Origin of the sequence: Methylocystis sp. JR02 (genome assembly GCF_030063565.1) — a bacterium.
Lineage (GTDB): Bacteria > Pseudomonadota > Alphaproteobacteria > Rhizobiales > Beijerinckiaceae > Methylocystis > Methylocystis iwaonis.
Window position 1 is genome coordinate 3,062,605 of the sequence record NZ_JASIRC010000001.1, and the last position, 21,956, is coordinate 3,084,560.

At 65.0% G+C, this 21,956-nt stretch carries 22 protein-coding genes; 15 read left to right on the plus strand and 7 right to left on the minus strand.

Annotated elements, in window-relative coordinates:
- Positions 1 to 141: 141 nt before the first annotated feature.
- From QNA11_RS14640 to QNA11_RS14665, 6 genes are all read right to left on the minus strand, one after another.
- Complete coding sequence (locus tag QNA11_RS14640; protein WP_202070991.1) at positions 142 to 672, minus strand: hypothetical protein; 531 nt, start codon at positions 670 to 672, stop codon at positions 142 to 144.
- Between the two features lie 121 nt (positions 673 to 793).
- Positions 794 to 2,248 (minus strand): glycosyltransferase family 4 protein, encoded by a 1,455-nt coding sequence (locus tag QNA11_RS14645; RefSeq protein ID WP_283483600.1) that lies wholly within the window; start codon positions 2,246 to 2,248, stop codon positions 794 to 796.
- Positions 2,245 to 3,258 carry a GDP-mannose 4,6-dehydratase gene (locus tag QNA11_RS14650; protein WP_283483601.1) on the minus strand — a complete coding sequence of 338 codons (1,014 nt, stop codon included), beginning with the start codon at positions 3,256 to 3,258 and terminating at the stop codon, positions 2,245 to 2,247. Before QNA11_RS14650 ends, QNA11_RS14645 begins: the two co-directional genes overlap by 4 nt.
- The gene (gmd, locus tag QNA11_RS14655; RefSeq protein WP_283483602.1) at positions 3,255 to 4,235 is read right to left on the minus strand and encodes a GDP-mannose 4,6-dehydratase; all 981 of its coding nucleotides are present in this window, start codon (positions 4,233 to 4,235) and stop codon (positions 3,255 to 3,257) included. The genes QNA11_RS14650 and gmd overlap by 4 nt, the downstream gene beginning before the upstream one ends.
- Before the next feature lie 148 nt (positions 4,236 to 4,383).
- On the minus strand, positions 4,384 to 4,743 hold the full coding sequence (locus QNA11_RS14660; RefSeq protein WP_281929693.1) for a YidB family protein: 360 nt from the start codon (positions 4,741 to 4,743) through the stop codon (positions 4,384 to 4,386).
- A 121-nt stretch (positions 4,744 to 4,864) separates the two neighbouring features.
- Positions 4,865 to 5,818: an LOG family protein gene (locus tag QNA11_RS14665; RefSeq protein ID WP_283483603.1), complete on the minus strand. Its 954-nt coding sequence runs from the start codon at positions 5,816 to 5,818 to the stop codon at positions 4,865 to 4,867.
- A gap of 95 nt (positions 5,819 to 5,913) precedes the next feature.
- Between QNA11_RS14665 and QNA11_RS14670 the strand changes: the two genes are divergently transcribed.
- The 15 genes from QNA11_RS14670 to QNA11_RS14740 all read left to right on the plus strand — a co-directional run bounded on the left by QNA11_RS14670 (position 5,914) and on the right by QNA11_RS14740 (position 21,623).
- Complete coding sequence (locus tag QNA11_RS14670; protein WP_283483604.1) at positions 5,914 to 6,660, plus strand: YebC/PmpR family DNA-binding transcriptional regulator; 747 nt, start codon at positions 5,914 to 5,916, stop codon at positions 6,658 to 6,660.
- 236 nt (positions 6,661 to 6,896) lie between these two features.
- Entirely contained in the window at positions 6,897 to 7,508 is a 612-nt protein-coding gene (locus QNA11_RS14675; protein ID WP_283483605.1) for a TetR/AcrR family transcriptional regulator, read from the plus strand.
- Between the two features lie 155 nt (positions 7,509 to 7,663).
- Complete coding sequence (locus QNA11_RS14680) at positions 7,664 to 8,107, plus strand: L,D-transpeptidase (RefSeq protein ID WP_281929686.1); 444 nt, start codon at positions 7,664 to 7,666, stop codon at positions 8,105 to 8,107.
- A gap of 81 nt (positions 8,108 to 8,188) precedes the next feature.
- Positions 8,189 to 8,806: a glutathione S-transferase family protein gene (locus QNA11_RS14685; protein WP_283483606.1), complete on the plus strand. Its 618-nt coding sequence runs from the start codon at positions 8,189 to 8,191 to the stop codon at positions 8,804 to 8,806.
- Positions 8,807 to 9,134: 328 nt separating this feature from the next.
- The gene (locus tag QNA11_RS14690) at positions 9,135 to 10,907 is read left to right on the plus strand and encodes an acetolactate synthase 3 large subunit (RefSeq protein WP_202071000.1); all 1,773 of its coding nucleotides are present in this window, start codon (positions 9,135 to 9,137) and stop codon (positions 10,905 to 10,907) included.
- Positions 10,908 to 11,001: 94 nt separating this feature from the next.
- Positions 11,002 to 11,553 carry an acetolactate synthase small subunit gene (ilvN, locus tag QNA11_RS14695; protein ID WP_283483607.1) on the plus strand — a complete coding sequence of 184 codons (552 nt, stop codon included), beginning with the start codon at positions 11,002 to 11,004 and terminating at the stop codon, positions 11,551 to 11,553.
- A gap of 80 nt (positions 11,554 to 11,633) precedes the next feature.
- The gene (gene ilvC / locus QNA11_RS14700; protein WP_283483608.1) at positions 11,634 to 12,707 is read left to right on the plus strand and encodes a ketol-acid reductoisomerase; all 1,074 of its coding nucleotides are present in this window, start codon (positions 11,634 to 11,636) and stop codon (positions 12,705 to 12,707) included.
- A 64-nt stretch (positions 12,708 to 12,771) separates the two neighbouring features.
- Positions 12,772 to 13,656, plus strand: a complete 885-nt coding sequence (locus tag QNA11_RS14705; protein WP_202071004.1) for a nuclear transport factor 2 family protein — start codon at positions 12,772 to 12,774, stop codon at positions 13,654 to 13,656.
- Positions 13,657 to 13,806: 150 nt separating this feature from the next.
- Positions 13,807 to 14,685: a nuclear transport factor 2 family protein gene (locus QNA11_RS14710; protein ID WP_283483609.1), complete on the plus strand. Its 879-nt coding sequence runs from the start codon at positions 13,807 to 13,809 to the stop codon at positions 14,683 to 14,685.
- A 12-nt stretch (positions 14,686 to 14,697) separates the two neighbouring features.
- A complete protein-coding gene (locus QNA11_RS14715; RefSeq protein ID WP_283483610.1) occupies positions 14,698 to 15,606 on the plus strand; it encodes a PhzF family phenazine biosynthesis protein in 909 nt (302 codons plus the stop codon).
- Positions 15,603 to 16,325, plus strand: a complete 723-nt coding sequence (locus QNA11_RS14720) for an NUDIX hydrolase (protein WP_283483611.1) — start codon at positions 15,603 to 15,605, stop codon at positions 16,323 to 16,325. The genes QNA11_RS14715 and QNA11_RS14720 overlap by 4 nt, the downstream gene beginning before the upstream one ends.
- Before the next feature lie 46 nt (positions 16,326 to 16,371).
- Positions 16,372 to 18,180 carry a 3-dehydroquinate synthase gene (gene aroB / locus QNA11_RS14725; protein ID WP_283483612.1) on the plus strand — a complete coding sequence of 603 codons (1,809 nt, stop codon included), beginning with the start codon at positions 16,372 to 16,374 and terminating at the stop codon, positions 18,178 to 18,180.
- A 5-nt stretch (positions 18,181 to 18,185) separates the two neighbouring features.
- On the plus strand, positions 18,186 to 19,490 hold the full coding sequence (locus tag QNA11_RS14730; RefSeq protein WP_283483613.1) for an HlyC/CorC family transporter: 1,305 nt from the start codon (positions 18,186 to 18,188) through the stop codon (positions 19,488 to 19,490).
- Positions 19,491 to 19,672: 182 nt separating this feature from the next.
- Entirely contained in the window at positions 19,673 to 20,533 is an 861-nt protein-coding gene (locus tag QNA11_RS14735) for a UDP-2,3-diacylglucosamine diphosphatase (RefSeq protein ID WP_283483614.1), read from the plus strand.
- Between the two features lies 1 nt (position 20,534).
- Positions 20,535 to 21,623 carry a glycosyltransferase family 4 protein gene (locus QNA11_RS14740; RefSeq protein WP_283483615.1) on the plus strand — a complete coding sequence of 363 codons (1,089 nt, stop codon included), beginning with the start codon at positions 20,535 to 20,537 and terminating at the stop codon, positions 21,621 to 21,623.
- On the opposite strand, the gene QNA11_RS14745 is transcribed toward QNA11_RS14740, so the two are convergent.
- The gene (locus QNA11_RS14745; RefSeq protein ID WP_283483616.1) at positions 21,573 to 21,944 is read right to left on the minus strand and encodes a hypothetical protein; all 372 of its coding nucleotides are present in this window, start codon (positions 21,942 to 21,944) and stop codon (positions 21,573 to 21,575) included. The genes QNA11_RS14740 and QNA11_RS14745 overlap by 51 nt on opposite strands.
- Positions 21,945 to 21,956 lie beyond the last annotated feature (12 nt).

Below are 21,956 nucleotides of genomic sequence, written 5' to 3' on the forward strand. Positions count from 1 at the left end.
ACGCTCGGGAATGAAGGAAGAATGATCGATCATGCTTAATGGCGGCTTAATCCGCCAGCATGGTTTCCGTCTTCTTTATAAACAAAAAGGCGTCCGCGACTGTGCGCGGGCGCCTGAGGCTCTCTTCTGTTCGGTCGTTCTTCAGAATTTCACGGACGACAGAACGATCTCGATGATCAGCACATAGACAGAGGCCGTCACAAAGGCCGGGATCGGTCGCAGCGCCACATGCCGGAACAGGAAGGCGTAAATGAAGACGAGCCAGATGATGATCGGGAACAGCAGGAAACGTGTCAGGCGTTCGGTCGGCAGCGGCGGCGGCAACGCGACGCCGACAATGAAATGCATGACGATATAGGCGCCCGCCCCGACGGCGCCCAGGATCGCCAAGGCGCTCACGGTCTTGATGAATCTGTCCTCCTGCTTGAGGTAGCGGAGCAGGAGCAGCGTCGCGCCGTAAAGCACGGCCGCGGTGGAGAGGCCGTAGAAAATGCTCACCGGCAGCGAATGGGAGAAATATTGCGCGCCGATCTGCAGCACGACATAGGCGGCGAGCGCGCCCTTCATCAGTTGCTCCGAGTCGGGGAGCGAGAGCTGAGACGCCTCGAGATTGAGCATTTTGAGGACCGTCCTCGGCGTCGGATCGTTGATGAACGGAATATTGAACGCCATGAGCGTTGGTCCCCTTGGTCGGCGGCGCCGAGCGGCGCGAAAAAGCCGCGCTTTGTCGTTGCGCGCGGCCCATTGTCGCCTCTCTAACATGCTTTTGCGCCTACCGAAACCAAGGGCGCGGTCAGGGCAGGCGCGTCAGCCAATCCTCGCGCGCGACGACCGCGACGATGCGCCGCGCTGCATCCGCCCAGGAGACGTTGAGCGTCCTGGCCGGATCGGCGGGGAGCCGGCCCGCCAGGAAGGCGCGCATCGCCTCGGCAAGCGCGTCGGGGTCGTTGACCCTGAAATAGATCGCGCCGTCGCCTCCGACCTCCCGGAATACGGGGATGTCGCTGCAGATGGCGGGGCGGCCGTGCTGGGCCGCTTCGACGATCGGCAATCCGAACCCTTCGGCATAAGAGGGCAGGAGCAGCGCCCGGGCGTGGCGGTAAAGGTAGGAGAGCTCGCCGTCATCGACGTCGCTGAACCAGAAGAGACGTCGGCCGAACTCCGGATGACTTCCCATGCCGGCGGCGATCGCCTCCTCGAACCAGCCGCGCCGGCCGACGACAATCAATCGCAGATCGACGCCCGAGCGCCACAGGGCGTCGAAAGCCTGCAGCGCGATCCGGTGCCCCTTGCGCGGCTCGATCGTGCCGACCATCAGGAAAGCGGGCGCGTCTCCAGCGACGGCTGCCACGATTTTCTCCCGTGGGGTCGCCGTCGGCGGCGCGGCGAGATCGGCGCCGCATTGGAACCAGCCGATCTTCAGGCCCGGTCGATGGGGCAGGCCCTTCGCGGCGACATAGTCCGCAAGTTCCTCGGCGACCGTGCGGGAGATGGCGAGAAAGGCGTCGCTTTCGAGAAGCGCCTTGCGCAACCAGGCGCGATAGCGCGGCACCGTCACCTCGTGACAGGCGTGTGGGTAAAGCTCGGGGATGAGGTCGAAGATGCAGGTGACGATCTCGCCGCCGTTCGCGCGGATGCGCTCGAAAACGGACCGCGCGCCTTCAGGCGCGCCTGTGGTCCCGCCTGTGGTCCGGGTGAGCTCCTCGAAAGCGTTCCAACTGTCCGAGAGCATCAGGAAGCGATCGCCGGGCGCGATGGCGACTTCGACGTCGTCGCCCGTCTCCGCGCCGCCGAGGGCGGCGGTAAAGGCGTTGGCCGTATAGAGCTTGCCATTCTCACTGCGCACGGCGAAAGCCGGGATGTCGAAGCTTGCGCCGGAATGGCAGGCGCGCGCGACTTCCTTGACCACGCGCTGTATGCCCGTGCCTGCGTCACGCTTGACCGTGCCGGTCACGTCGATGAGGAGCCGCCGGGCCGGCAAGGTCGGCGTCGAGGCCGTTATGGGAAGCGACGTCTCGGCCCGCGCAGGCGCTTTCTCGGCCTGTGGCCGGAAATAGGCGGCGATCGCCGCGCCGGCGTCGGCGAGCCGTTGCTCGACCGGCCGCAAAAAGCGATAGACGTGGCCGGAGACCGAATAGGTCAGCCGATAGCGTTCATGAGTAAGGTGCAGAAGCTCTGCGCGGAGATAATCGAGCTGAAATTCGAGGAGGCGGATGCGCTCTTTGTCCTTTGAGGACTCCTCGCTCATGCCTCGACGCCTGCGTATTTCGCGCGCCATTCTTCCAGCAGCACGCGCAGCATGTCATTCGCCGTGTAGCGCGGGGCCCAGCCCGTCGCGGCGCGCAGCTTGGAGGCGTCGCAGGCGATCGTGGCGATATCCGTCGAGGAGGGGCGCACCAAGTGGGGGGCGACCTCGATGTCGAATGGGCGGCGCGCCATGGCGCGCAACTCATCCAGAAGAGATGCGATCGTGCGCGCCTCGCCCGAGCCGATATTGAAGGTCGAGACGCGCTCGGGGAGGTCGTGGGCGCAGGCGATCAGACGCATATAGGCGTCGACCACGTCGCGTACGTCGAGGAAGTCCCGCTCCTTCGAGAGATCGCCGACCCTGATGTGTGGCTCCGACTTGCCCGCCTCGATCGACGCGATCTGCGAGGCGAAAGACGAGAGGACGAAATTGTGGTTCCGCTGACCGGGGCCGGAATGATTGACCGGACGCACGGTGATGAGCCGCCCTTCCTGACCGAGAATATCTGCGAGCGCGCCTTCGGCCGCCGCCTTGGAGCGGCTGTAAATATCCGTCGGCCGCAGCGGCGCGTCTTCGTCCAGCACGCCGTCGCGGAAGCTCGCGCCATAAACAGCCGCCGTGGACGAAAAAAGCGTGACGGCCCGCGGCGCATGTTGCGCGATCGCCGCGGCGAGGCTGAATGAGCCGTGGAAATTCACGCGCCAGGTGTGCTCGGCCGCCCTCGCGGCGAGACCGATGGACGCCTGTCCCGCGAGATGGACAATCAGATCGGGACGCAGCTCCGCCACCAGCCGGTCGATCGCGGCTTCGTCGAGGAGATCAGCCGTCGTGGACTCGAAGGCGGCGTTCGCGCCCGCCTCGCCCGGGCGCAGAAGCAGCATACGGGTGGCGCTGGGATAGGCTTCCACCAGGGCGTTGGTGAGATGGGCGCCGACGAAACCGGCGCCGCCCGTCACTAAAATCCGCTCATAGGCCGCCGCCATCGCCGCGCTCTTTCGTGTTTGGCTCAAGCTTCGCGCCGCAGGCGCTCCAGATCGGCGTCGACCATTTCGCGAATCATCTGATCGAGGTTGATCTCGGGCTGCCAGCCCAGCGCCTTTCGCGCCTTGCTCGAATCGCCCAGCAGCACGTCGACTTCGGCCGGTCGGTAGAAGGCAGGGTCGATGACCAGATGCTTGCCCATGTCGAGGCCCGCATGGTCGAAGGCAATCTTGCACATGTCGCGCACGGTCGTGGTCACGCCCGTCGCCACGACATAGTCGTCGGGCTTCTCCTGCTGCAGCATCAGCCACATCGCCCGCACATAATCCTTGGCGTGGCCCCAGTCGCGCTTGGCGTCGATGTTGCCGAGCCGCAACTCGCTCGCCTGCCCGAGCTTGATCTGGGCGACGCCGCGCGTGACCTTGCGGGTGACGAATTCGACGCCCCGCAGCGGGCTTTCGTGGTTGAACAGAATGCCCGACGAGGCGTGCAGGCCGAAGCTCTCGCGGTAATTCACCGTGATCCAATGGCCGTAGAGCTTGGCGACGGCGTAAGGCGAGCGCGGATAGAAGGGCGTCTTCTCGCTCTGCATGGGCTCCTGGATGAGCCCGTACATCTCGGAGGAAGAAGCCTGATAAAAGCGGGCGTTCGGCGCGCCGAGGCGCATGGCCTCGAGCACATTGGTCACGCCGACGGCGGTGACATTGGCGGTGAGCAGCGGCTGACGCCAGGAGGAGGCGACATAGGATTGCGCGGCGAGATTATAGATCTCGTCGGGCTTGACCTCCTCGACTGTGCGCAGAAGGCTGGAGAGATCGATCAGATCGGCGTCGTGCAAATGAACCTTGCCGCTGATCCCGAGCCAGCGCAGGCGGTGGTCCTCGACGCCGCGATGTGAGGAGCGGCGGACGACGCCATGCACCTCGTAACCCTTTTCGAGCAGAAACTGCGAGAGATAGGCCCCGTCCTGCCCCGTAATGCCCGTCACTAGCGCGCGCTTGGTCATCAATCTTCCCTGTCCAATGCTTCGACTCAAGGGCTTACTGAATCGCGCCCGGCGAGGCAAGTCGCCCAGCAAAGCGCGTTTCGGGGCCGAGAAAGGAAAAGCCGCCGACGCGGGCCGGCGGCGAAGTTCAGGAGCCCTAGCGGGTAAATCAATCCGCCTTTTTGGCTTCGTCTGTTCCGGGCGCGGGCAGCTTGCCCTCCGGCGTCGCCTGATCGATCGCCACGGGGAGATATTGCGCGAGAAGGTCGCGCGCCTTGTTGATGTCGACGCCGGCGCTCGCCGCCAGTTTTTTCACATTCTCGATGCCGATCGCCTGGCCTACCTCGATGGCGTTGATCGCCTCGTTCTTGCCGGTGGAAACCCAGGAATCGACTTGGCGCTTGAAGCCGCCCTCCTGGAACTGCTTGACCACGGCGTCGAGGCCGCCCTGCTTCTCGACGTAATCCTTAATGAGGCTGAGCGCTTCCGCGCCGATGGCGCCGCCGACAATTGCCTTGAGCCAGCTCATCTGTCTTCTCCATTCAAACGGGCGGCGCTGCGCCGCGCCGGGACGACAGATAGGGATCGAGCTGCGGCGATACAATGACGCGGCGACCTGGGCCGCGTCGCCCGGAGGCGGCTCGTTCGGCCTAAATCAGCGGATCGCCGGCCTTTTCCCACCAGCGCAAGATACCGTCCCAAATTTCCTGCGCGCTCTCCGCATACCAGAACAAAGCGCGATCCTCGGGGGCGATGACCCCTTCCTCGACCAGGAAATCCGGATCGAACACACGCCGCCAATAGGCCTCTCCGACGAGAACGATCGGCAGCGGCTTCAAGACGCGGGTCTGCGACAGGGTGAGGGTCTCGAAGACTTCGTCGAGCGTCCCATAACCGCCCGGGAAGGCGACGAGCGCTCGGGCGCGCAAAACGAAATGCAGCTTGCGCATCGCGAAATAATGGAAGCGGAAGCAAAGCTCCGGCGTGATGTAGGGGTTGGGATATTGCTCGCGCGGCAGGGCGATATTGAGCCCGACGGTCTCGGCCCCGGCGTCGAATGCGCCACGATTGGCCGCCTCCATGATTCCCGGCCCGCCGCCCGTGACGATGGCGAGGCGCCGTTCGCCGGGAAGGTTGCCGGCCGCGCCCACGATCCCGCCGAACGCCCGCGCGATATCGTAAAAACGCGCCTTCTCAGCGATTCGCTGGGCGGTCCTAGCGCGACGGGCGGCTTCCGGGTCGTCCGGCCGCGCCGCCGCTTCCGCCTCGGCCTGCTCGAGCCGTTGCCGCGCCGCCCCGGGCTCGACAATGCGTGTCGAGCCCCAGACCACGATCGTGTCTGTGACGCCATGACGCTGCAGCAGCAGCTCGGCCTTCAGATAATCGAGCCCGAGCCTTGGGCCGCGCGCATCGCCGGTCGCGAGAAAATCAACGTCGGAGTCGGCCTCTCGATAGGCCGGGCTCGCGAGCAGGGCCGCCAGCCGCTGCGCTGCTTCGGGGTCGTCATCGAGAGGTTTCGGCCGCTCTTCCGGGAGCGGCTCGCGGCGTCGGAAGGGATCGGGCGGGGCGGGCTCTTCGCCGTCGGAGTAGTCGATCCCGCTCATGCCGCGCGCCTTTCTTTATTTCCGTTGCGCTGGGAGGTATAGACGGCCCGGACGCCGCTAGAGGCGAAGAAAGCTGGACGCAAGGGCGAAGGACGATGGCCGGGCATAGTCAGTTCAAGAATATTATGCACAAGAAGGGCAAGCAGGACGCGATCCGCTCCAAGCTCTTCTCCAAGCTCGCCCGCGAAATCACCGTCGCCGCCAAGATGGGGCTCCCCGACCCCAATATGAACGCCCGGCTGCGCGCCGCGGTTCTGGCGGCCAGGGCGGAGAATATGCCCAAGGACAATATCGACCGCGCGATCAAGAAGGCCTCGGGCGCCGATTCGGAGAACTACGACGAGGTGCGCTACGAGGGCTACGCCCCCGGCGGCGTCGCCGTCATCATCGAGGCGCTGACCGACAATCGCAACCGCACGGCGGGCGAGGTGCGCTCCTATTTCACCAAGGCGGGCGGGGCGCTGGCCGAAACCGGCGCCGTGTCCTTCATGTTCGACCGCGTCGGCCTGATCGAATTCGCCAAGAAGGTCGCGTCCGAGGACGCCATGATGGAGGCCGCGATCGAGGCTGGCGCCGACGACGTCTCCTCGACTGACGAAACCCACGAGATTGTCACCTCGGTCGAAAGCTTGCGCGACGTCGCCAAGGCGCTGGAGGACAAATTCGGCGAGCCGAAGAAGGCGGCGTTGGTCTGGCGGCCGCAGAACACGATCAAGGTCGACGATGAAGCGGGCGAGAAGATCCTGAAGCTCGTCGGCACGCTCGAAGACAATGACGACGTGCAGAACGTCTATGCCAATTTCGAGATTTCAGACGCGCTGATGGCCAAGCTCGCAGGCTGAGACTGTTGGTAGAATAGCGGTCCAACGTCGTTGATCCCCATACCTCCCCTTTACGGGGAGGTCGGCGGCCAAAGGCCGCCGGGTGGGGCCCATGCAGCGACGGCAGCGGCTGGGGGCTTACCCCACCCGTCGCGCTTCGCGCGCCACCCTCCCCGTAAAGGGGAGGGATAAGCTCACGCCCGGCTTTTGCCCGGTTGCCCGGGAGAGAAAGGCGCTCCGAAAGCGAGCCCGACACGATGCATGTGAAACGCCGCTACCATCACGGTTCCCTCAAGCAGGCGCTGGTGGATGCGGCGATCGAGATATTGGCCGAGGGCGGGCCTTCCGCCCTCACTTTGACGGAAGCCGCCCGCCGCGCGGGCGTCACCCCCGCCGCTCCTTACCGGCATTTTTCCGGTCGCGACGCGCTGCTCGCCGAGCTTGCCCGCCAGGGCTTCGAGACCTTCGGCGCGCGGATCGAAGCGGCCTGGGACGAGGGCCGGCCGGACGCCCAATCCGCCATGCGCGCCATGTGCGCGGCCTATCTCAAATTCGCCCGCGAGGAGCCGGGCCTCTACGCCGCCATGTTCGGCCAAGCGGCGACGCTCGCCGATCCGCAGGCGGGCGGCGCGGCCGATCACGCGCTCGAAATCCTTTGGCGCGCCGCCGTTGCCTGGCTGCAGGCGGCCGGCGCGCCGGCGCAGGGCGCCCGCCATGTCGCGCTGCAAATCTGGGCGGCGGCGCATGGCGTCGCCATGCTGACCATCTCCGGCCATTTCGATCCGGCGAAAACGGCCGACCCCGCCGCTGTCCTCGAAGGCGCGGTGCAGGGGGTGATGGCGGCGGCGGTCACGAAGGCCAAGGGGTGAGAACCCTACCGCCGCCCAACCGGTCCGGCGCGATCGCCTTCCTGTCAAAACAGGCCCATGCCGGCTGCGTGCAGTGTCGCACAGAGGCCCGAGCCCCTTCCTCCTAATTTGGCGTCGTCGGTTCGAGAGGAACCGCCGCCAAGGGGGACACAACAATGAAAAAATCTCTCAATTGCGCGCTCGTCGCTGGCGCTCTTTCCGTTTTTGCCTTCGGCGCTTCGGCCAAGGCCGAAGTCGTCATCGACGTCGATCTCACGACGCAAAACATGCACGTCCAATCCGCCACGGGCTCTTATGACTGGCCGGTCTCGACGGCGCGCGCCGGCTTCACGACGCCGCGCGGTCATTTCGCGCCGATCGGCATGGAGCGGATGCATTACTCGAAGAAATACCACAACTCGCCGATGCCCTATTCGATCTTCTTTCGCGGCGGCTACGCCATTCACGGCACTTACGCGCTGTCGGCGCTGGGCACGCCCGCCTCTCACGGCTGCGTCCGTCTCTCTCCGGAACACGCCAAGATGCTGTATGAAATGGTCCAGAACGAAGGCGCGAGCATTTCCATCGTCAGCTCTCCCGCCCGTTACGCCAGCCGTTGACGCGGGGCCTGGAGCCTCGTGTGTCGGCCGGGAAGCGGGCCGCACTATGTGAACCGGGCGTCTCCTAAAGGAGCCCAGGCCATGTTCACGCTCTACTACCATCCCGGCGCCTGCTCACTTGCCGCCCATATCGTTCTCGAATGGATCGGCGAGCCCTATGCGACGAAGGAAGTCGCGTTCGGCGACAAGGACTATCTCAAGGTCAACCCCGCCGGCGCCGTGCCCGCGCTCGACGATGGCGAAGGCTGGATATTGACCCAGGACGCGGCGATCCTGCGCTACCTCTCCTTGCGCTCTCCCAAGGCGGGCCTCGCCATCCATGGCTCGGCGCGGGAGGAGGCCGAGGCCGACCGCTGGAGTTTTTTCATCACGGGCGATCTTCACCCCGCCTTCTTCCCGCTCTTCGTGCCGAACCGCTACACGCGTGCGCGGGAGAAGGAGGCCTTCGACGATATTCGCGAGGCGGCGAAAGCGCTGGCGCACAAAAAATTCGCTATCGTCGATGCGCATCTGGCCGGCCGGCGCTTTTTCCTGAGCGAGCGGCGCAGCTATCTCGACGCTTATATCTTCCCCATGGAGCGCTGGGCGCAGAGCATGCTGGACGACGGGCTGTCGGAATTCCCGTCCGTGCGGGCCCATCACGACATGATGGCCGCCGACCCGGCGGTGAGGAATGTTCTCGCGGCGGAGGGGGCGTGAGGATCTGGGGCTGTGCAGAGGCGGAGCCGACGCAGCAACCCACTGCGGCGCTCGCCGCCCCTGGATTGCGTCGCTTCGCTCGTAATGAGGCGTGTGGGCTTTGCATGATAAATGCGCCCTTCATCCGGCTTGATTCTCTGCCCCGCCTCCCTTAACCTCTGCGCGCTAGATCAAGATAGGCGGGGCGCGATGCGCGGTCTTCTCGTAGTAGATGTGGCGCCGGAGACGGAGCGGGAGTAGGCCCGCATTCCGCCAATGGCGCTTGACCCAAGGCCCCGGAGAGGGCCTTTTTTATTGCCCGCCGCTGAGTTGAAACGGAAAAATGACCATGTCGAAGGAAATGACCGGCGCAGAAATGGTGGTCGAGGCCCTGAAGGATCAGGGCGTCGAGATTATCTTCGGATACCCCGGCGGCGCGGTCCTTCCGATCTATGACGTCCTTTTCCATCAAGAGCAGGTGAAGCACATTCTGGTGCGTCACGAGCAGGGCGCGGCCCATGCGGCCGAGGGCTATGCGCGCTCCTCCGGCAAGGTGGGCGTGCTGCTCGTCACCTCGGGCCCCGGCGCCACCAACACGATCACTGGCCTCACCGACGCGCTGATGGATTCGATCCCGCTCGTCTGCATCACCGGTCAGGTGCCGACGCATCTCATCGGCTCCGACGCCTTCCAGGAATGCGACACGGTCGGCATCACGCGCCACTGCACCAAGCACAATTACCTCGTGAAGAATATCGCGGACCTGCCGCGCATTCTGCACGAGGCCTTTTATGTCGCGACCTCGGGCCGTCCGGGCCCGGTGGTGATCGACATTCCCAAAGACGTGCAATTCGCGCGTGGGGAATATTCAGCGCCGCGCGTCGCGCAGCACAAGACCTATCAGCCCAAGCTCGACGCCGACATGGACGCGATCCGCGAGGCGGTGAAGATGATGGCCGCCGCCAAGCGGCCGATTTTCTACACCGGCGGCGGCGTCATTAATTCCGGCCCCTCGGCCTCCACCCTGCTGCGCGAATTGGTCAGCCTCACGGGCTTTCCCATCACCTCGACGCTGATGGGTCTCGGCGCCTATCCGGGCTCGGGCCAGAACTGGCTCGGCATGCTCGGCATGCACGGCACCTATGAAGCCAATAACGCGATGCATGATTGCGATCTGATGATCGCGGTGGGTTCGCGCTTCGACGATCGCATCACGGGGCGTCTCGACGCCTTCTCGCCGGGCTCGAAAAAAATCCACATCGATATCGACCGCTCGTCGATCAACAAGAACGTCAAGGTCGATCTCGCCATCGTCGGCGATTGTGGCCATGTGCTCGAAGCCATGGTGCGCATCTGGCGCGCCGAAGCGATGCACGCCGACAAGCAGCCGCTCGATCAGTGGTGGTCGCAGATCTCGGAATGGCGGGAGAAGAAGTCGCTCGCCTTCCGCAATTCCGACACGACCATCAAGCCGCAATACGCCGTGCAGCGTCTCTATGCGCTGACCAAGGACCGCGATTCTTACGTCACGACCGAGGTCGGCCAGCATCAGATGTGGGCCGCGCAGCATTATCATTTCGAGGAGCCGAACCGCTGGATGACCTCCGGCGGGCTCGGCACCATGGGCTATGGCCTGCCGGCGGCGATTGGCGCGCAGCTCGCCCATCCGAGCGCGCTCGTCATCGACATTGCGGGCGAGGCGTCGATCCTGATGAACATTCAGGAACTCTCGACGGCGATCCAGTTCCGTCTGCCGGTGAAGGTCTTCATCCTCAACAACGAATATATGGGCATGGTGCGCCAGTGGCAGGAGCTGCTGCATGGCGGGCGCTATTCGCACAGCTATTCGGAAGCGCTGCCGGATTTCGTGAAGCTCGCCGAAGCCTTCGGCGCCAAGGGCATCCGCTGCTCCGATCCGAAGCTGCTCGACGCCGCCATTCAGGAGATGATCGACTATGACGGGCCGGTGCTCTTCGACTGCCTCGTCGACAAGGTCGAGAATTGCTTCCCGATGATCCCCTCGGGCAAGGCGCACAACGACATGCTGCTCGCCGATCTTTCGGACGACGCAGGCGTCGACATCGGCGCGATCATCGACGAAAAGGGCAAGATGCTCGTTTAAGTTTCGACGCGCTTCGCCGCCCAATAATTTGCGCTGTCATTGCGCGCAGCCTTCTGCTTCGCAATGACGGTGGTTGCTGAACAGGCCGACACCCATGAACGCTCCAGCTTCCCCGCCGTCCCCCTATTCCGCGGCGACGCCGAACTCCAAGATCGAGTCGCACACGCTTTCCGTGCTCGTCGACAATGAGCCGGGCGTGCTCGCCCGCGTCGTCGGCCTGTTTTCGGGGCGCGGCTATAATATCGAGAGCCTTACCGTCGCCGAGGTGGCCCATGCCGAGCACCGCTCGCGCATCACCATCGTCACCTCCGGCGCCCCCGAGACGATCGAGCAGATTCATCATCAACTGGAGCGCATCGTCCCCGTGCGGCAGGTGACGGATCTCACGCTCTCGAAGCGGGCGCTCGAGCGCGAGCTGGCCATGGTCAAGGTGCGTGGGCGCGGCGACAATCGCAACGACGCGCTGCAGCTTGCCGAGGCGTTCCGCGCCCGGGTGGTCGACGCGACGACCGAGAGCTTCATCTTCGAACTGACGGGACGGCCCGAGAAGATCGACGAATTTGTCGATCTCATGCGCCCGATCGGTCTGGTCGAGGTCTCGCGCACCGGCGTCGCCGCCATTTCGCGCGGACCGGAACAGATCTAGGCGTCGCGGACGAGGTTGCGGCGCAAATTTTGACCTTGACGGCCGCCCCGCGTAGAAGGGGCGCGACATTCGATGACGTTATGGGCGGTCCCGTCATCCGCCAAAACAACAGACACCCAAGGGAACGACAGGAAATGCGCGTTTACTATGATCGGGACGCCGACATCAATCTGATCAAGGGCAAGAAGGTCGCCATCATCGGCTATGGCAGCCAGGGTTTTGCCCATGCGTTGAACCTGAAGGAAAGCGGCGTTCCGGAAGTCGCCGTCGGCCTGCGTCCGGGCTCCGCCTCCGCCGCCAAAGCGGAAGGCGCCGGCCTCAAGGTCATGAGCGTGCCGGAGGCCGCCAAATGGGCCGACGTCGTCATGATGCTCACGCCCGACGAGCTGCAGGGCGAGATTTACGCCAATGAGCTGGCCCCGAACCTCAAGCAGGGCGCGGCGCTCTTCTTCGCCCACGGCCTCAACATCCACTTCAACCTCATCGAGCCGCGCAAGGACCTCGACGTGCTGATGGTCGCCCCCAAGGGCCCCGGCCACACGGTGCGCGGCGAATATCTCAAGGGCGGCGGCGTGCCCTGCCTCGTCGCGGTCCATCAGGACGCCTCGGGCAACGCCAAGGACATTGCGCTCTCCTATGCGTCTGCGATCGGCGGCGGCAAGGCCGGCATCATCGAGACGACCTTCCGCGAGGAATGCGAGACCGATCTGTTCGGCGAGCAGGTCGTGCTCTGCGGCGGCCTCGTGGAGCTGATTCGCAATGGCTTCGAGACGCTGGTCGAGGCGGGCTACGCCCCCGAGATGGCCTATTTCGAGTGCCTGCACGAGGTGAAGCTCATCGTCGACCTCATCTATGAGGGCGGCATCGCCAATATGAATTACTCGGTCTCCAACACGGCCGAGTATGGCGAATATGTCACCGGCCCGCGTATCGTCACCAAGGACACCAAGGCCGAGATGAAGCGCGTTCTCGAGGATATTCAGTCGGGTAAGTTCACCCGCGACTGGATGCTCGAGAACAAGGTCAGCCAGACGTCGTTCAAGGCGACGCGCGCGCGCAACGCCGCGCATCCGATCGAGGAAGTTGGCGCGCGTCTTCGCGCCATGATGCCTTGGATCGGCAAGAACAAGCTGGTCGACAAAGAGCGAAACTAAGGCAAAATAAGGCCGGTGCGGGAAGGGGCTCCCGCGCCGGTTTCTCGCGACGGGGGCAGGAGGCATGCAGAGTGGGGGCAACCGCACGGTTGGGCTGACCGCCGCGGAAATGCGTCGCCTCATCTCCGAAATGCTCGAGCTGCGCATGCGCCGCGATTACGCGCGCTTTGCCGCCTATCTCGACCCTCGGGTCGTTGTCTATTGCAACGCATGGCGAGAGGGAATTGTCGGGCCCGACGTTTGGAACGGGGCCCCGGCGCTGCGCCAGCTTTTCCGCCGCACGGACGAGGATTATTTTCCGCTCGAGCATGAGATCCTCGACATTATGGTCGACGGCGATCGCGCCGCGGTCCGCTGGCGGGGCGATTGGCGGCGCCACGCCACCAGCAAGATCTACACAATAGACGCCGCCCATTTCCTGCGCTGGGGCCCTGGCGGCCGCGTCGTCGAGATGCATGAGTTCTTCGACGCCCATAGCCCCGCGCTGTCCGCGACGCCGATTCAGCCGAATTTCGAAAGCCTCTTGACGCCTTTGCCCTCCGGTTTGAGCCGCGAGGATATGGAACAGCGGGCGCGCCGCCTCGTCAGTTTCGAAGCCGACGGGCCCGATCTCGACCTTCTGCGCGAATGGTGCTCCCCGGATATCGTCTGCGAATTCATGGGGGATCGACTGCGCATTCCCTATGCGGGCCGTCATAAAGGGATCGAGACGATGCTCGGCATTATCCAGGCGATCCGCGTCGATTTCGAACAATGGCCGCTTGTCGTGCCGGAAATGATTGCGGATGAGGCCAGAGTCGCGGGACGCCGGCAGGTGGCTTGGCGTCACCGTGGCACCGGTCGGGCCGGATGTTCGGAGCTGGCCGATTTTGTCAGATTCGAGGATGGGTTAGTCGTCGAATTTATCGAGTTTAGAGACACCGGCACGCTCATACGCATGCAGGACTGACTGCTATTTGGGCTTCGCTGGCGCCGCTTACGGGCGTAAGCGTGTCGACAAAGCAGCCTCGCCTGCATAATTAATCAGAAACAAGCCAAGCCGCCTGAGGGGCAGACGGCTTGGCGCGGGGCGAATGGAGCCCTCGAGGCGCAGGCTCAAATGCACGGGTGGGACTGGCGTTCGAACCAGGACGCCGACAATGAGACGCGCAGGCGCGTCCACGACCTCTTGAAACGCCGCATGGCCGGCGACGCGCCGGGCGTCCTCGACTATTTCGCCGACGATGTGGAAATCAGCCACAACGGCGCAACTGTCGGCTATTTTCCAACCGGCCAGTGGCGCGGCCGCGACGCCTTGCGCGAGAATTTAAGACGCACCGACATCGAATATGAGCCGCTCGACGCAGAGGTTCGGTCGGTGCTCGTTGAGGGCGCCGCCGCTGCGCTCCATTGCGTCGCCAATTGGCGACGCCGTGCGACCGGCCGAGTCTACGCCATGGACATGGCTTATTTCCTGCGCTGGCGGAAGGACAAGATCGTGCGGATGCACGAGTTCATCGATCATCACGCGGCCTCGCGCGCGGTCGATCCGCCGGGAAGTCTGGAAAAGCTGATGCGCGCGCCGGAGCCCGGTCTCGCCCGTGACGAGATGGTCCAGCGGATGACGGACGTCGGAAGCTTTTCCCGCCAGGGCCCGGACGTCGCGCTCTTCCGGCAATATTGCTCGCCGGATGTCGTCTGCGAATTTGTCGGCGATCGCTCGAAGATATTCTATGCGGGCCGCCACCGCGGGATCGACGCTCTCACCAATATCATCCGGACTGTGGGCATGGAATTCGAGCAGGTAGGCGGCGCGGCGCCGGAGATGATCGTCGATGGCGGGGCGCTCGCCGTTCGCCGCTCCGTGGAGTGGCGCCACCGCGGCACGGGCCGGCGCGGCGTTGTCGACCTTGCGAATTTCGTACGCTTCGAAGACGGGATGATCGTCGAGCTCGTGGAGTTCCGCGATAATGTCGCGCTCCTTCAGATGCAGGGCTAGTTCGAGAGAGACGTGACGAGAAGCCTCTCCTATCACCTCCTCGACGTATTCACCGACCGCCGCTTCGCGGGCAATCCGCTTGCGGTCGTGGAGCTCGACGCGCCGTTGCGGGACGCCGAGATGCAGGACGTCGCCCGCGAGTTCAATCTCAGCGAGACGGTGTTCCTCTCGGAGCCGCGAGACCCGACGAACAGCGCCCGCATCCGCATTTTCACGCCCAAGCGCGAGCTGCCCTTCGCCGGCCACCCGACCATTGGCGCGGCCGCTCTTTTGGCGGAGCAGCGGGCGGGCGAGCTTCTCTCCCGGCATGGGATCGTGGTGGCGCTGGAGGCCCAGATCGGCGTGCTGCGCTGCGAGGCGTTGCGGGGCTTCGGCAAAGCGACCTATGTGGAAGTCACGCCGCCCTTCACGCCGCTGCGCTACGACGACGCGCCGTCCGCCGCAACGCTCGCCACGGCCTTGTTGCTTTCGGTCGAGGACATCGGCTTTGGCGCGCATGTCCCGGTCGTTTACGCGGCCGGCCCGGCCTTCGTCTTCGTTCCTCTGCGCTCGCGCGAGGTTCTCGATCGGGCGCGTCGGACGGATTCTTTTTCGGGGGCGCTGGGCGCGGCCGTCGGCGCCTATCTTTACACAAGAGAGACAGTCGATACGGCCTGCGCCATCAACGCCCGAATGTTCGCCAATGGGGTCGGCATAGACGAAGATCCTGCAACCGGCGCCGCCGCCGCGGCCTTCGCCGGAGTGGCGTTGGAGTTCGAACGTCCCGCCGACGGCGAGCATCAGCTCTTCATCGAGCAGGGGCACGCAATGGGCCGCCCGTCGCGCATCACCTTGCGCATGGGGGTCGAGAACCGAGAGCTGACGCGGATCTCCATTGGCGGCCAGGTGGTGCGCGTCGGGCAGGGGAGGCTGTTCCTTTGAGCGACGCGCCGCAAATTGTCGAGGTCGACAGGCTCGATTGCCGTCTCGTCGCGCATCGCTGGGCTTACGCCGAGGAAGCGGCCGAGGAGATGGACCGGCATTGGGCCGAGCGGGTCGCGCGCAATCCGACCCTCTATGACGGGCCCGTGCTGCTCGCCTGCCGCGCCGAGGTCGTCGAGGAAGGCGGCCATCGGACTCTCAAGCTCGACGCCTTCGAGACACGCTTTTCACATTTCCTCGGCTGGCGCGAGTTGGGCTGGCAAGATACGCGCGTTTTCAATTGTTTCGCCATGCCGGCCGTGCGCTCCAGCGACGGTTGCTATCTCCTGGGCGAGATGGGCCCCGGCCATTCCGTCGCCGGCTACCGCTATTTTCCCGGCGGCACGCCGGACCCCTCCGATGTCATCGAGGGCGGCGTGGTTGATCTGGAGGGAAGTCTCGTGCGCGAGCTGCTCGAAGAGACGGGGCTTCACGCCAGTGACGGCGCCGCGGCGCCGGGCTGGAGCGTAATTTTCGATGGCCAGCGCATCGCCTGCCTCAAGCGGCTCGACTGGCCGGCGCCGGCCTCGGCGATAAGAGAACAGGTGCGCGCGCATATTGCGGGAGAGGCCAAGCCCGAGCTCAGCGACGCGCATATGCTGGCGCCGGGGCGTCACGTCGATCCGCGCCTTCCGTCCTTCATGACCGCTTTTCTGGCCCACGCGGCTGCTTGGGCCTGAAATTCCCCGGCTGAATTTCCGCTTTGCTCGGTATAGATTGCCGGCCATGACACGAACGGAAACCTTCGGCGCGGCGCCGGCGCCCACGCCCTGCGCCGGAGACGAGCGCATTGCCGCCATCCGGGCCGGGCTTGCCGGCCGGGCCCTCGTCTTCGTTGGCATGATGGGCTCGGGCAAGAGTGCGATCGGCCAACGCCTCGCGGCGCGCCTGGGATTGCCCTTCGTGGACGCCGACGCCGAGATCGTCACGGCCGCCGCCGGCATGACCATCCCCGAGATCTTCGCCAAATATGGCGAGCGCTATTTTCGCGACGGCGAGCGCCGGGTGATCATGCGTCTCCTCAACGCAGGGCCCATGGTGCTGGCCACCGGCGGCGGCGCCTTCATGGACCCGCGCACGCGCGAGCGTATCGGCGAGCGCGCGGTTTCCGTCTGGCTCGACGCCGATCTCAAGACGCTGATGAAGCGCGTGCGCCGCAAGAACGACCGCCCGCTGCTCCACACTGACGACCCCGAAGAAACGCTGCGCCAGCTCCTCGAAAAACGCCGGCCGGTCTATGAGCTCGCCGACATCCGCGTTCAATCGCGCGACGAGCCGCAGGACGTTATGGTGGAGGAGACGCTCGACGCCCTTTTGACCAACCTGCCGCGCGTCGCCGCCGCCCGCGCCGCGCAGAAGAAGGATTTTACCAAGGCCATGACCCATCTGCATTTGGACCGTCCGCAGACCGAGCAGGGCGCAGCGCATCGAGAGACCGTGCATGTCGCGCTGGGCGGGCGCTCCTATGACATTCTCATCGGCTCCAACCTCCTCGAAGAGGCGGGCGAGCATATCAATCGCGTCGCGCCGGGGGCGGCCTGCGCCATCGTCACCGACGAGAATGTCGCCCGGCTGCATCTGGCCACGCTCGAAGAAAGCCTGAAAAAGGCGGGCATCCGCTATTCGACGATCGTCGTGAAGCCTGGCGAAGGCTCTAAGTCGCTCACGACCTTCGGGCGCGTCTGCGACGAGGTGTTAGAAGCCAAGATCGAGCGCCGCGACCTGATCGTCGCCTTCGGCGGCGGCGTCGTGGGCGATCTCGCTGGTTATGTGGCAGCGAGCGTGCGCCGCGGCTCGCGCTTCGTGCAAATCCCGACGACGCTGCTGTCGCAGGTCGATTCCTCGGTTGGCGGCAAGACCGGGATCAACTCCTCCTTCGGCAAGAATCTCCTCGGCGCCTTCCACCAGCCCTTGCTGGTGCTGGCCGACGTCGATGTTCTGCGCACCCTCTCGCTGCGCGAGTTCCGAGCGGGCTACGCCGAGGTGGTGAAATATGGCCTCATCGGCGATAAGCGCTTCTTCGAATGGCTGGAGGCCGACGTCGAGGCGGTGTTCCACAGCCGCGCCGAGCAGATTTGCGCCGTGGCGGTGAGCTGCGAGACCAAGGCGATGATCGTCGCGCGGGACGAAACGGAGCAAGGCGACCGCGCCCTGCTCAATCTCGGCCACACTTTCGGTCACGCCTTCGAGCTTCTCACGGGCTACGACAGCGAGCGGCTCGTCCATGGCGAGGGCGTCGCCATCGGCATGGCCTGCGCCGCGCGCTTTTCCGCGCGCCTCGGCCTCTGCTCGCGGGAAGACGCCGACCGCATTGCGCGGCACCTCGCGAGCGTCGGACTGCCGACAGAAATTCGGCAGATCCCCGGCTGGAACGCCGACGTTCACGCCATCGTCAGCGCCATGTATCAGGATAAGAAGGTCGAAGCCGGCGCGCTGACCTTCATCCTGCTGCGCGCCATCGGCGAGGCTTTCATCGCGAAATCGGTCGAGCCGACCGAGGTTCTTGGCTTTCTCAACGACGAACTGGCGCGGTAACGGTCATGCATGGGCTCGACACCGGGGGCGGCGGGTCTTTCGCGTGGACGGACGTGCTCGTCGTCATCGCCTGCGTTCTGCTGTCGGCTTTCTTCTCCGGCTCCGAGACGGCGCTGACGGCGGCCTCGCACGCCCGCATGCATACGCTCGAAAAGGAGGGCGACAAGCGCGCCGGAACCGTCAACCGCCTGCTGCGCCAGCGCAACCGCATGATCGCGGCGCTGCTGCTCGGCAGCACTCTGGTGAATATTGGCGGCTCGGCCTTCACCACGAGCGTGCTGACGGCGGTCGCCGGAGAGAACGGCGCGGTCTATGCGACGATCCTCATGACGGTTTTGCTTCTGGTGTTCGCAGAGGTCCTGCCGAAAACGCTTGCGATCAATCACCCCGACGCCATGTCGCTGCGCGTCGCCCGCTTCATCACGCCTTTCGTTTCCATCTTCGGGCCTTTGCTCGCGGCGGTGGAATGGATCGTGCGTTCCGTCCTGGGTCTCGTGGGCGTCGAGATCGGCCACGGCCGCACGGTGATCTCGCCCTATGAGGAGCTCAAGGGCGCGGTCGATATTCTGCATGAAGAGGGCGAGGTCGAGCGCTCGGCGCGCGACATGTTCGGCGGCGTGCTCGATTTGCAGGTGCTGCATGTCGCCGATGTGATGATCCACCGCACCAAAATGCGCACCATCGACGCCGACCTTCCGCCCGTCCAGATCGTGCGCGAGGTGCTGTCGTCGCCATTTACGCGCCTGCCGCTGTGGCGGGAGCGGCCGGATAATTTCGTCGGCGTGCTGCATTCGAAGGATCTGCTGCGGGCGCTGGACGCCGCCGGCGGCGACGCCTCGAAGATCGACGTCGACGAAGTGATGTTCGCCCCCTGGTTCGTGCCGGAGGCGACGACGCTCGAAGATCAGCTCGAGGCCTTCCTCAAGCGCAAGACGCATTTCGCGCTGGTCGTCGACGAATATGGCGAGGTGATGGGCCTCGTCACGCTCGAAGACATTCTGGAGGAGATCGTCGGCGATATTCGCGACGAGCACGATCTCGCCGTGCAGGGCGTTCGGCCGCAGCCGGACGGTTCGGTGCTGGTCGACGGCGCAGTGCCGGTGCGCGATTTGAACCGCGTCATGGCCTGGAGCCTGCCGGACGAGGAGGCGACGACCATCGCCGGCCTTGTGATTCACGAGGCTGGCGCGATCCCCGAGGCGGGCCAGGTCTTCACCTTCCACGGCTTCCGCTTCGAGGTGATGCGCCGGATCAGAAATCGCGTGACCGCGCTGCGGGTGACGCCGCAGGAGGCCGAGGCGGGGGTCTGAGCTGATCCCGCCGTCATTGCGAGGAGCGTAGCGACGAAGCAATCCAGGGCGGCCACCGCGGCTCCTGGATTGCTTCGCTGCGCTCGCAATGACGGGGACGCCCACCCCGCTGTCATCTCGCTGTGACCTGAATCTGTTGAATGACGCAAGACTAATCCGATGGCGGGGAGGCGAACACGCTCATGCCCGAACAGAATCTTGCGAACTTCCGCGCCAATCTGGCGGTCGAGCCCGAGCCCAAGCGCTACCGCACCCTCTTCCTTTCCGACCTGCATCTCGGCGCCAAGGCCTCACAGGCGCATCTGCTGCTGGATTTCCTCAAGCACAATGACGCCGAGACGATCTATCTCGTCGGCGACATTGTGGACGGCTGGAAGCTGCGCAAAGGCTGGCATTGGCCGCAGGCGCACAATGACGTGGTGCAGAAGCTGCTGCGCCGGGTGCGCAAGGGCGCGCGGGTCATCTACGTTCCCGGCAATCACGACGAATTCGCGCGCGACTATACCGGCCTGACCTTCGGCGGCGTCGAGGTCGTGCATCATGCGATCCACGAGACCGCTACCGGCAAGAAAATGCTGATCATCCATGGCGACGAGTTCGATATCGTCGTGCGCAACGCCCGCTGGCTCGCTTTGCTCGGCGATTGGGCCTATGACGCCGCCATCGCGGCCAATACGGTCCTTAACCGCGCCCGCCGCTTGTTCGGCGTCGGCTATTGGTCCTTCTCCGCCTGGGCGAAATTGAAGGTCAAAGAAGCGGTCAATTTCATCGGCGACTTCGAGGAGACCCTCGCCGCCGAGGCCGAACGCCGCGGCGTCGATGGCGTCGTTTGCGGCCATATCCATCATGCGACGATCAAGACGATCAACGGCATGCTTTATGTGAACACCGGCGATTTCGTCGAGAGCTGCACGGCCATCGCCGAGCATGAGGACGGCAGTTTCGAAATCCTGCGCTGGCGCACGACGGCGGCCGAGCGCGCGGCCGCGTCGGCCAATCAGCCTGTGAAGGCGCTGCCTGCGCCGAAGGCGGCGGCTGCGTAAGATGCGGATACTTGTTGCGACGGATGCGTGGCGCCCGCAAGTCAACGGCGTCGTGCGGTCTCTGGAATCAATCGCCCAGGCGGCGGAGCCTCTCGGCGCCGAGATCGACTTCCTGACGCCCCGCGACTTCAATTCCTTTCCCATGCCGACCTATCGCGAGATCTCGCTCGCGCTGGCGACGCCTCGCGCCGTGCGCCGCCGGTTGGCCCAAGGCTACGACCACATCCATATCGCGACCGAAGGCCCTATCGGCCTTGCGGCGCGCGCGGTCTGCCTGCGGGACAAGCGCGTCTTCACGACGAGCTTCCACACGCGCTTTCCGGAATATATCCATGCGCGCACCGGCCTGCCGGTAGGCTTGGCCTATGCGGCGCTGCGCCGCTTCCATAACGCCGGCGCCGGCGTAATGGTCGCGACGCCGAGCCTTGCGCGCGAGCTCGACGCGCGCGGATTTCGCCGCCTGCTGCGCTGGTCGCGCGGCGTCGACCATTCGATTTTCAACCCGAAAGCCAAAATCCCGCTCGATTTCCCTAGGCCGATTTTTCTCTATGCTGGGCGTCTGGCCGTGGAGAAGAACGTCGAGGCCTTCCTCGCGCTCGACCTGCCGGGAACGAAGCTCATCGCCGGCGACGGCCCCGACCGCGCCGCGCTGGAGGCCCGATTCCCTGACGCGCGTTTCCTCGGCTTCAAGACGCCTTCCGAGCTTGCGGCGCTTTACGCCTCCTCCGACGTCTTCGTCTTCCCGAGCCGCACTGACACCTTCGGGATTGTGCTCTTAGAGGCGCTCGCCTGTGGCCTGCCAGTGGCGGCTTATCCGGTGATGGGTCCGCTCGACGTCGTGGGCGGCAGCAGTGTCGGCGTATTGGACGACGATCTTCGCTCGGCGGCGCTTGCGGCGCTCGAAATCCCGCGCGAGGCCGCTTACGCTTATGCGCGCGCCTTCACCTGGGAAAATTGCGCCCGCGAATTTCTCGACAATATCGCCTATGCGCGTGGCGCAGCGTCGCTGGGGCCGGTTGGCCTCGCAGCCCTGAAGAATTCAGGAGAACAGCGCAAGGCGGTCGACAAGGGGCAGACCGTCCAGCCGTGACAGCGCCGCGAGGCGCGGGTCGTCGACGGTCGTGATCGGTTCCGGCCGAGGCGCCGCGATAACCGCGGTTTCCGCGTCAGGGGCGTCGCCCGAGGCGCCATCCGCGGCCTCTTCGACCAAACCCGCAATCGCGCCGGCTTGCGCGTCGAGCCGCGCCTCCAGCCGTGCGATCGCCGCCAGCAGACGGGCGTTGTCCGACCCGCGCGCGCGCCGCGCATATTCTGCGAGGAACGAGCGGCCGCGCGCCGTCGCCATGAGCGCCGATTCGATCGCCTCGTAATCCGCCTGTTGGAGGGCGGGCGCCGAAGAGGGTATGGTCATGAAAAGGACCGC

What these genes read in the sequence shown, in the direction of transcription:
- QNA11_RS14640 (WP_202070991.1), bottom strand. Translation starts at nt 672, where the DNA reads ATGGCGTTCAATATTCCGTTCATCAACGATCCGACGCCGAGGACGGTC.
- QNA11_RS14645 (WP_283483600.1), bottom strand. Translation starts at nt 2,248, where the DNA reads ATGAGCGAGGAGTCCTCAAAGGACAAAGAGCGCATCCGCCTCCTCGAA.
- gmd (WP_283483602.1), bottom strand. Translation starts at nt 4,235, where the DNA reads ATGACCAAGCGCGCGCTAGTGACGGGCATTACGGGGCAGGACGGGGCC.
- QNA11_RS14660 (WP_281929693.1), bottom strand. Translation starts at nt 4,743, where the DNA reads ATGAGCTGGCTCAAGGCAATTGTCGGCGGCGCCATCGGCGCGGAAGCG.
- QNA11_RS14665 (WP_283483603.1), bottom strand. Translation starts at nt 5,818, where the DNA reads ATGAGCGGGATCGACTACTCCGACGGCGAAGAGCCCGCCCCGCCCGAT.
- QNA11_RS14670 (WP_283483604.1), top strand. Translation starts at nt 5,914, where the DNA reads ATGGCCGGGCATAGTCAGTTCAAGAATATTATGCACAAGAAGGGCAAG.
- QNA11_RS14675 (WP_283483605.1), top strand. Translation starts at nt 6,897, where the DNA reads ATGCATGTGAAACGCCGCTACCATCACGGTTCCCTCAAGCAGGCGCTG.
- QNA11_RS14680 (WP_281929686.1), top strand. Translation starts at nt 7,664, where the DNA reads ATGAAAAAATCTCTCAATTGCGCGCTCGTCGCTGGCGCTCTTTCCGTT.
- QNA11_RS14685 (WP_283483606.1), top strand. Translation starts at nt 8,189, where the DNA reads ATGTTCACGCTCTACTACCATCCCGGCGCCTGCTCACTTGCCGCCCAT.
- QNA11_RS14690 (WP_202071000.1), top strand. Translation starts at nt 9,135, where the DNA reads ATGTCGAAGGAAATGACCGGCGCAGAAATGGTGGTCGAGGCCCTGAAG.
- ilvN (WP_283483607.1), top strand. Translation starts at nt 11,002, where the DNA reads ATGAACGCTCCAGCTTCCCCGCCGTCCCCCTATTCCGCGGCGACGCCG.
- ilvC (WP_283483608.1), top strand. Translation starts at nt 11,634, where the DNA reads ATGGGCGGTCCCGTCATCCGCCAAAACAACAGACACCCAAGGGAACGA.
- QNA11_RS14705 (WP_202071004.1), top strand. Translation starts at nt 12,772, where the DNA reads ATGCAGAGTGGGGGCAACCGCACGGTTGGGCTGACCGCCGCGGAAATG.
- QNA11_RS14710 (WP_283483609.1), top strand. Translation starts at nt 13,807, where the DNA reads ATGCACGGGTGGGACTGGCGTTCGAACCAGGACGCCGACAATGAGACG.
- aroB (WP_283483612.1), top strand. Translation starts at nt 16,372, where the DNA reads ATGACACGAACGGAAACCTTCGGCGCGGCGCCGGCGCCCACGCCCTGC.
- QNA11_RS14730 (WP_283483613.1), top strand. Translation starts at nt 18,186, where the DNA reads ATGCATGGGCTCGACACCGGGGGCGGCGGGTCTTTCGCGTGGACGGAC.
- QNA11_RS14735 (WP_283483614.1), top strand. Translation starts at nt 19,673, where the DNA reads ATGCCCGAACAGAATCTTGCGAACTTCCGCGCCAATCTGGCGGTCGAG.
- QNA11_RS14740 (WP_283483615.1), top strand. Translation starts at nt 20,535, where the DNA reads ATGCGGATACTTGTTGCGACGGATGCGTGGCGCCCGCAAGTCAACGGC.
- QNA11_RS14745 (WP_283483616.1), bottom strand. Translation starts at nt 21,944, where the DNA reads ATGACCATACCCTCTTCGGCGCCCGCCCTCCAACAGGCGGATTACGAG.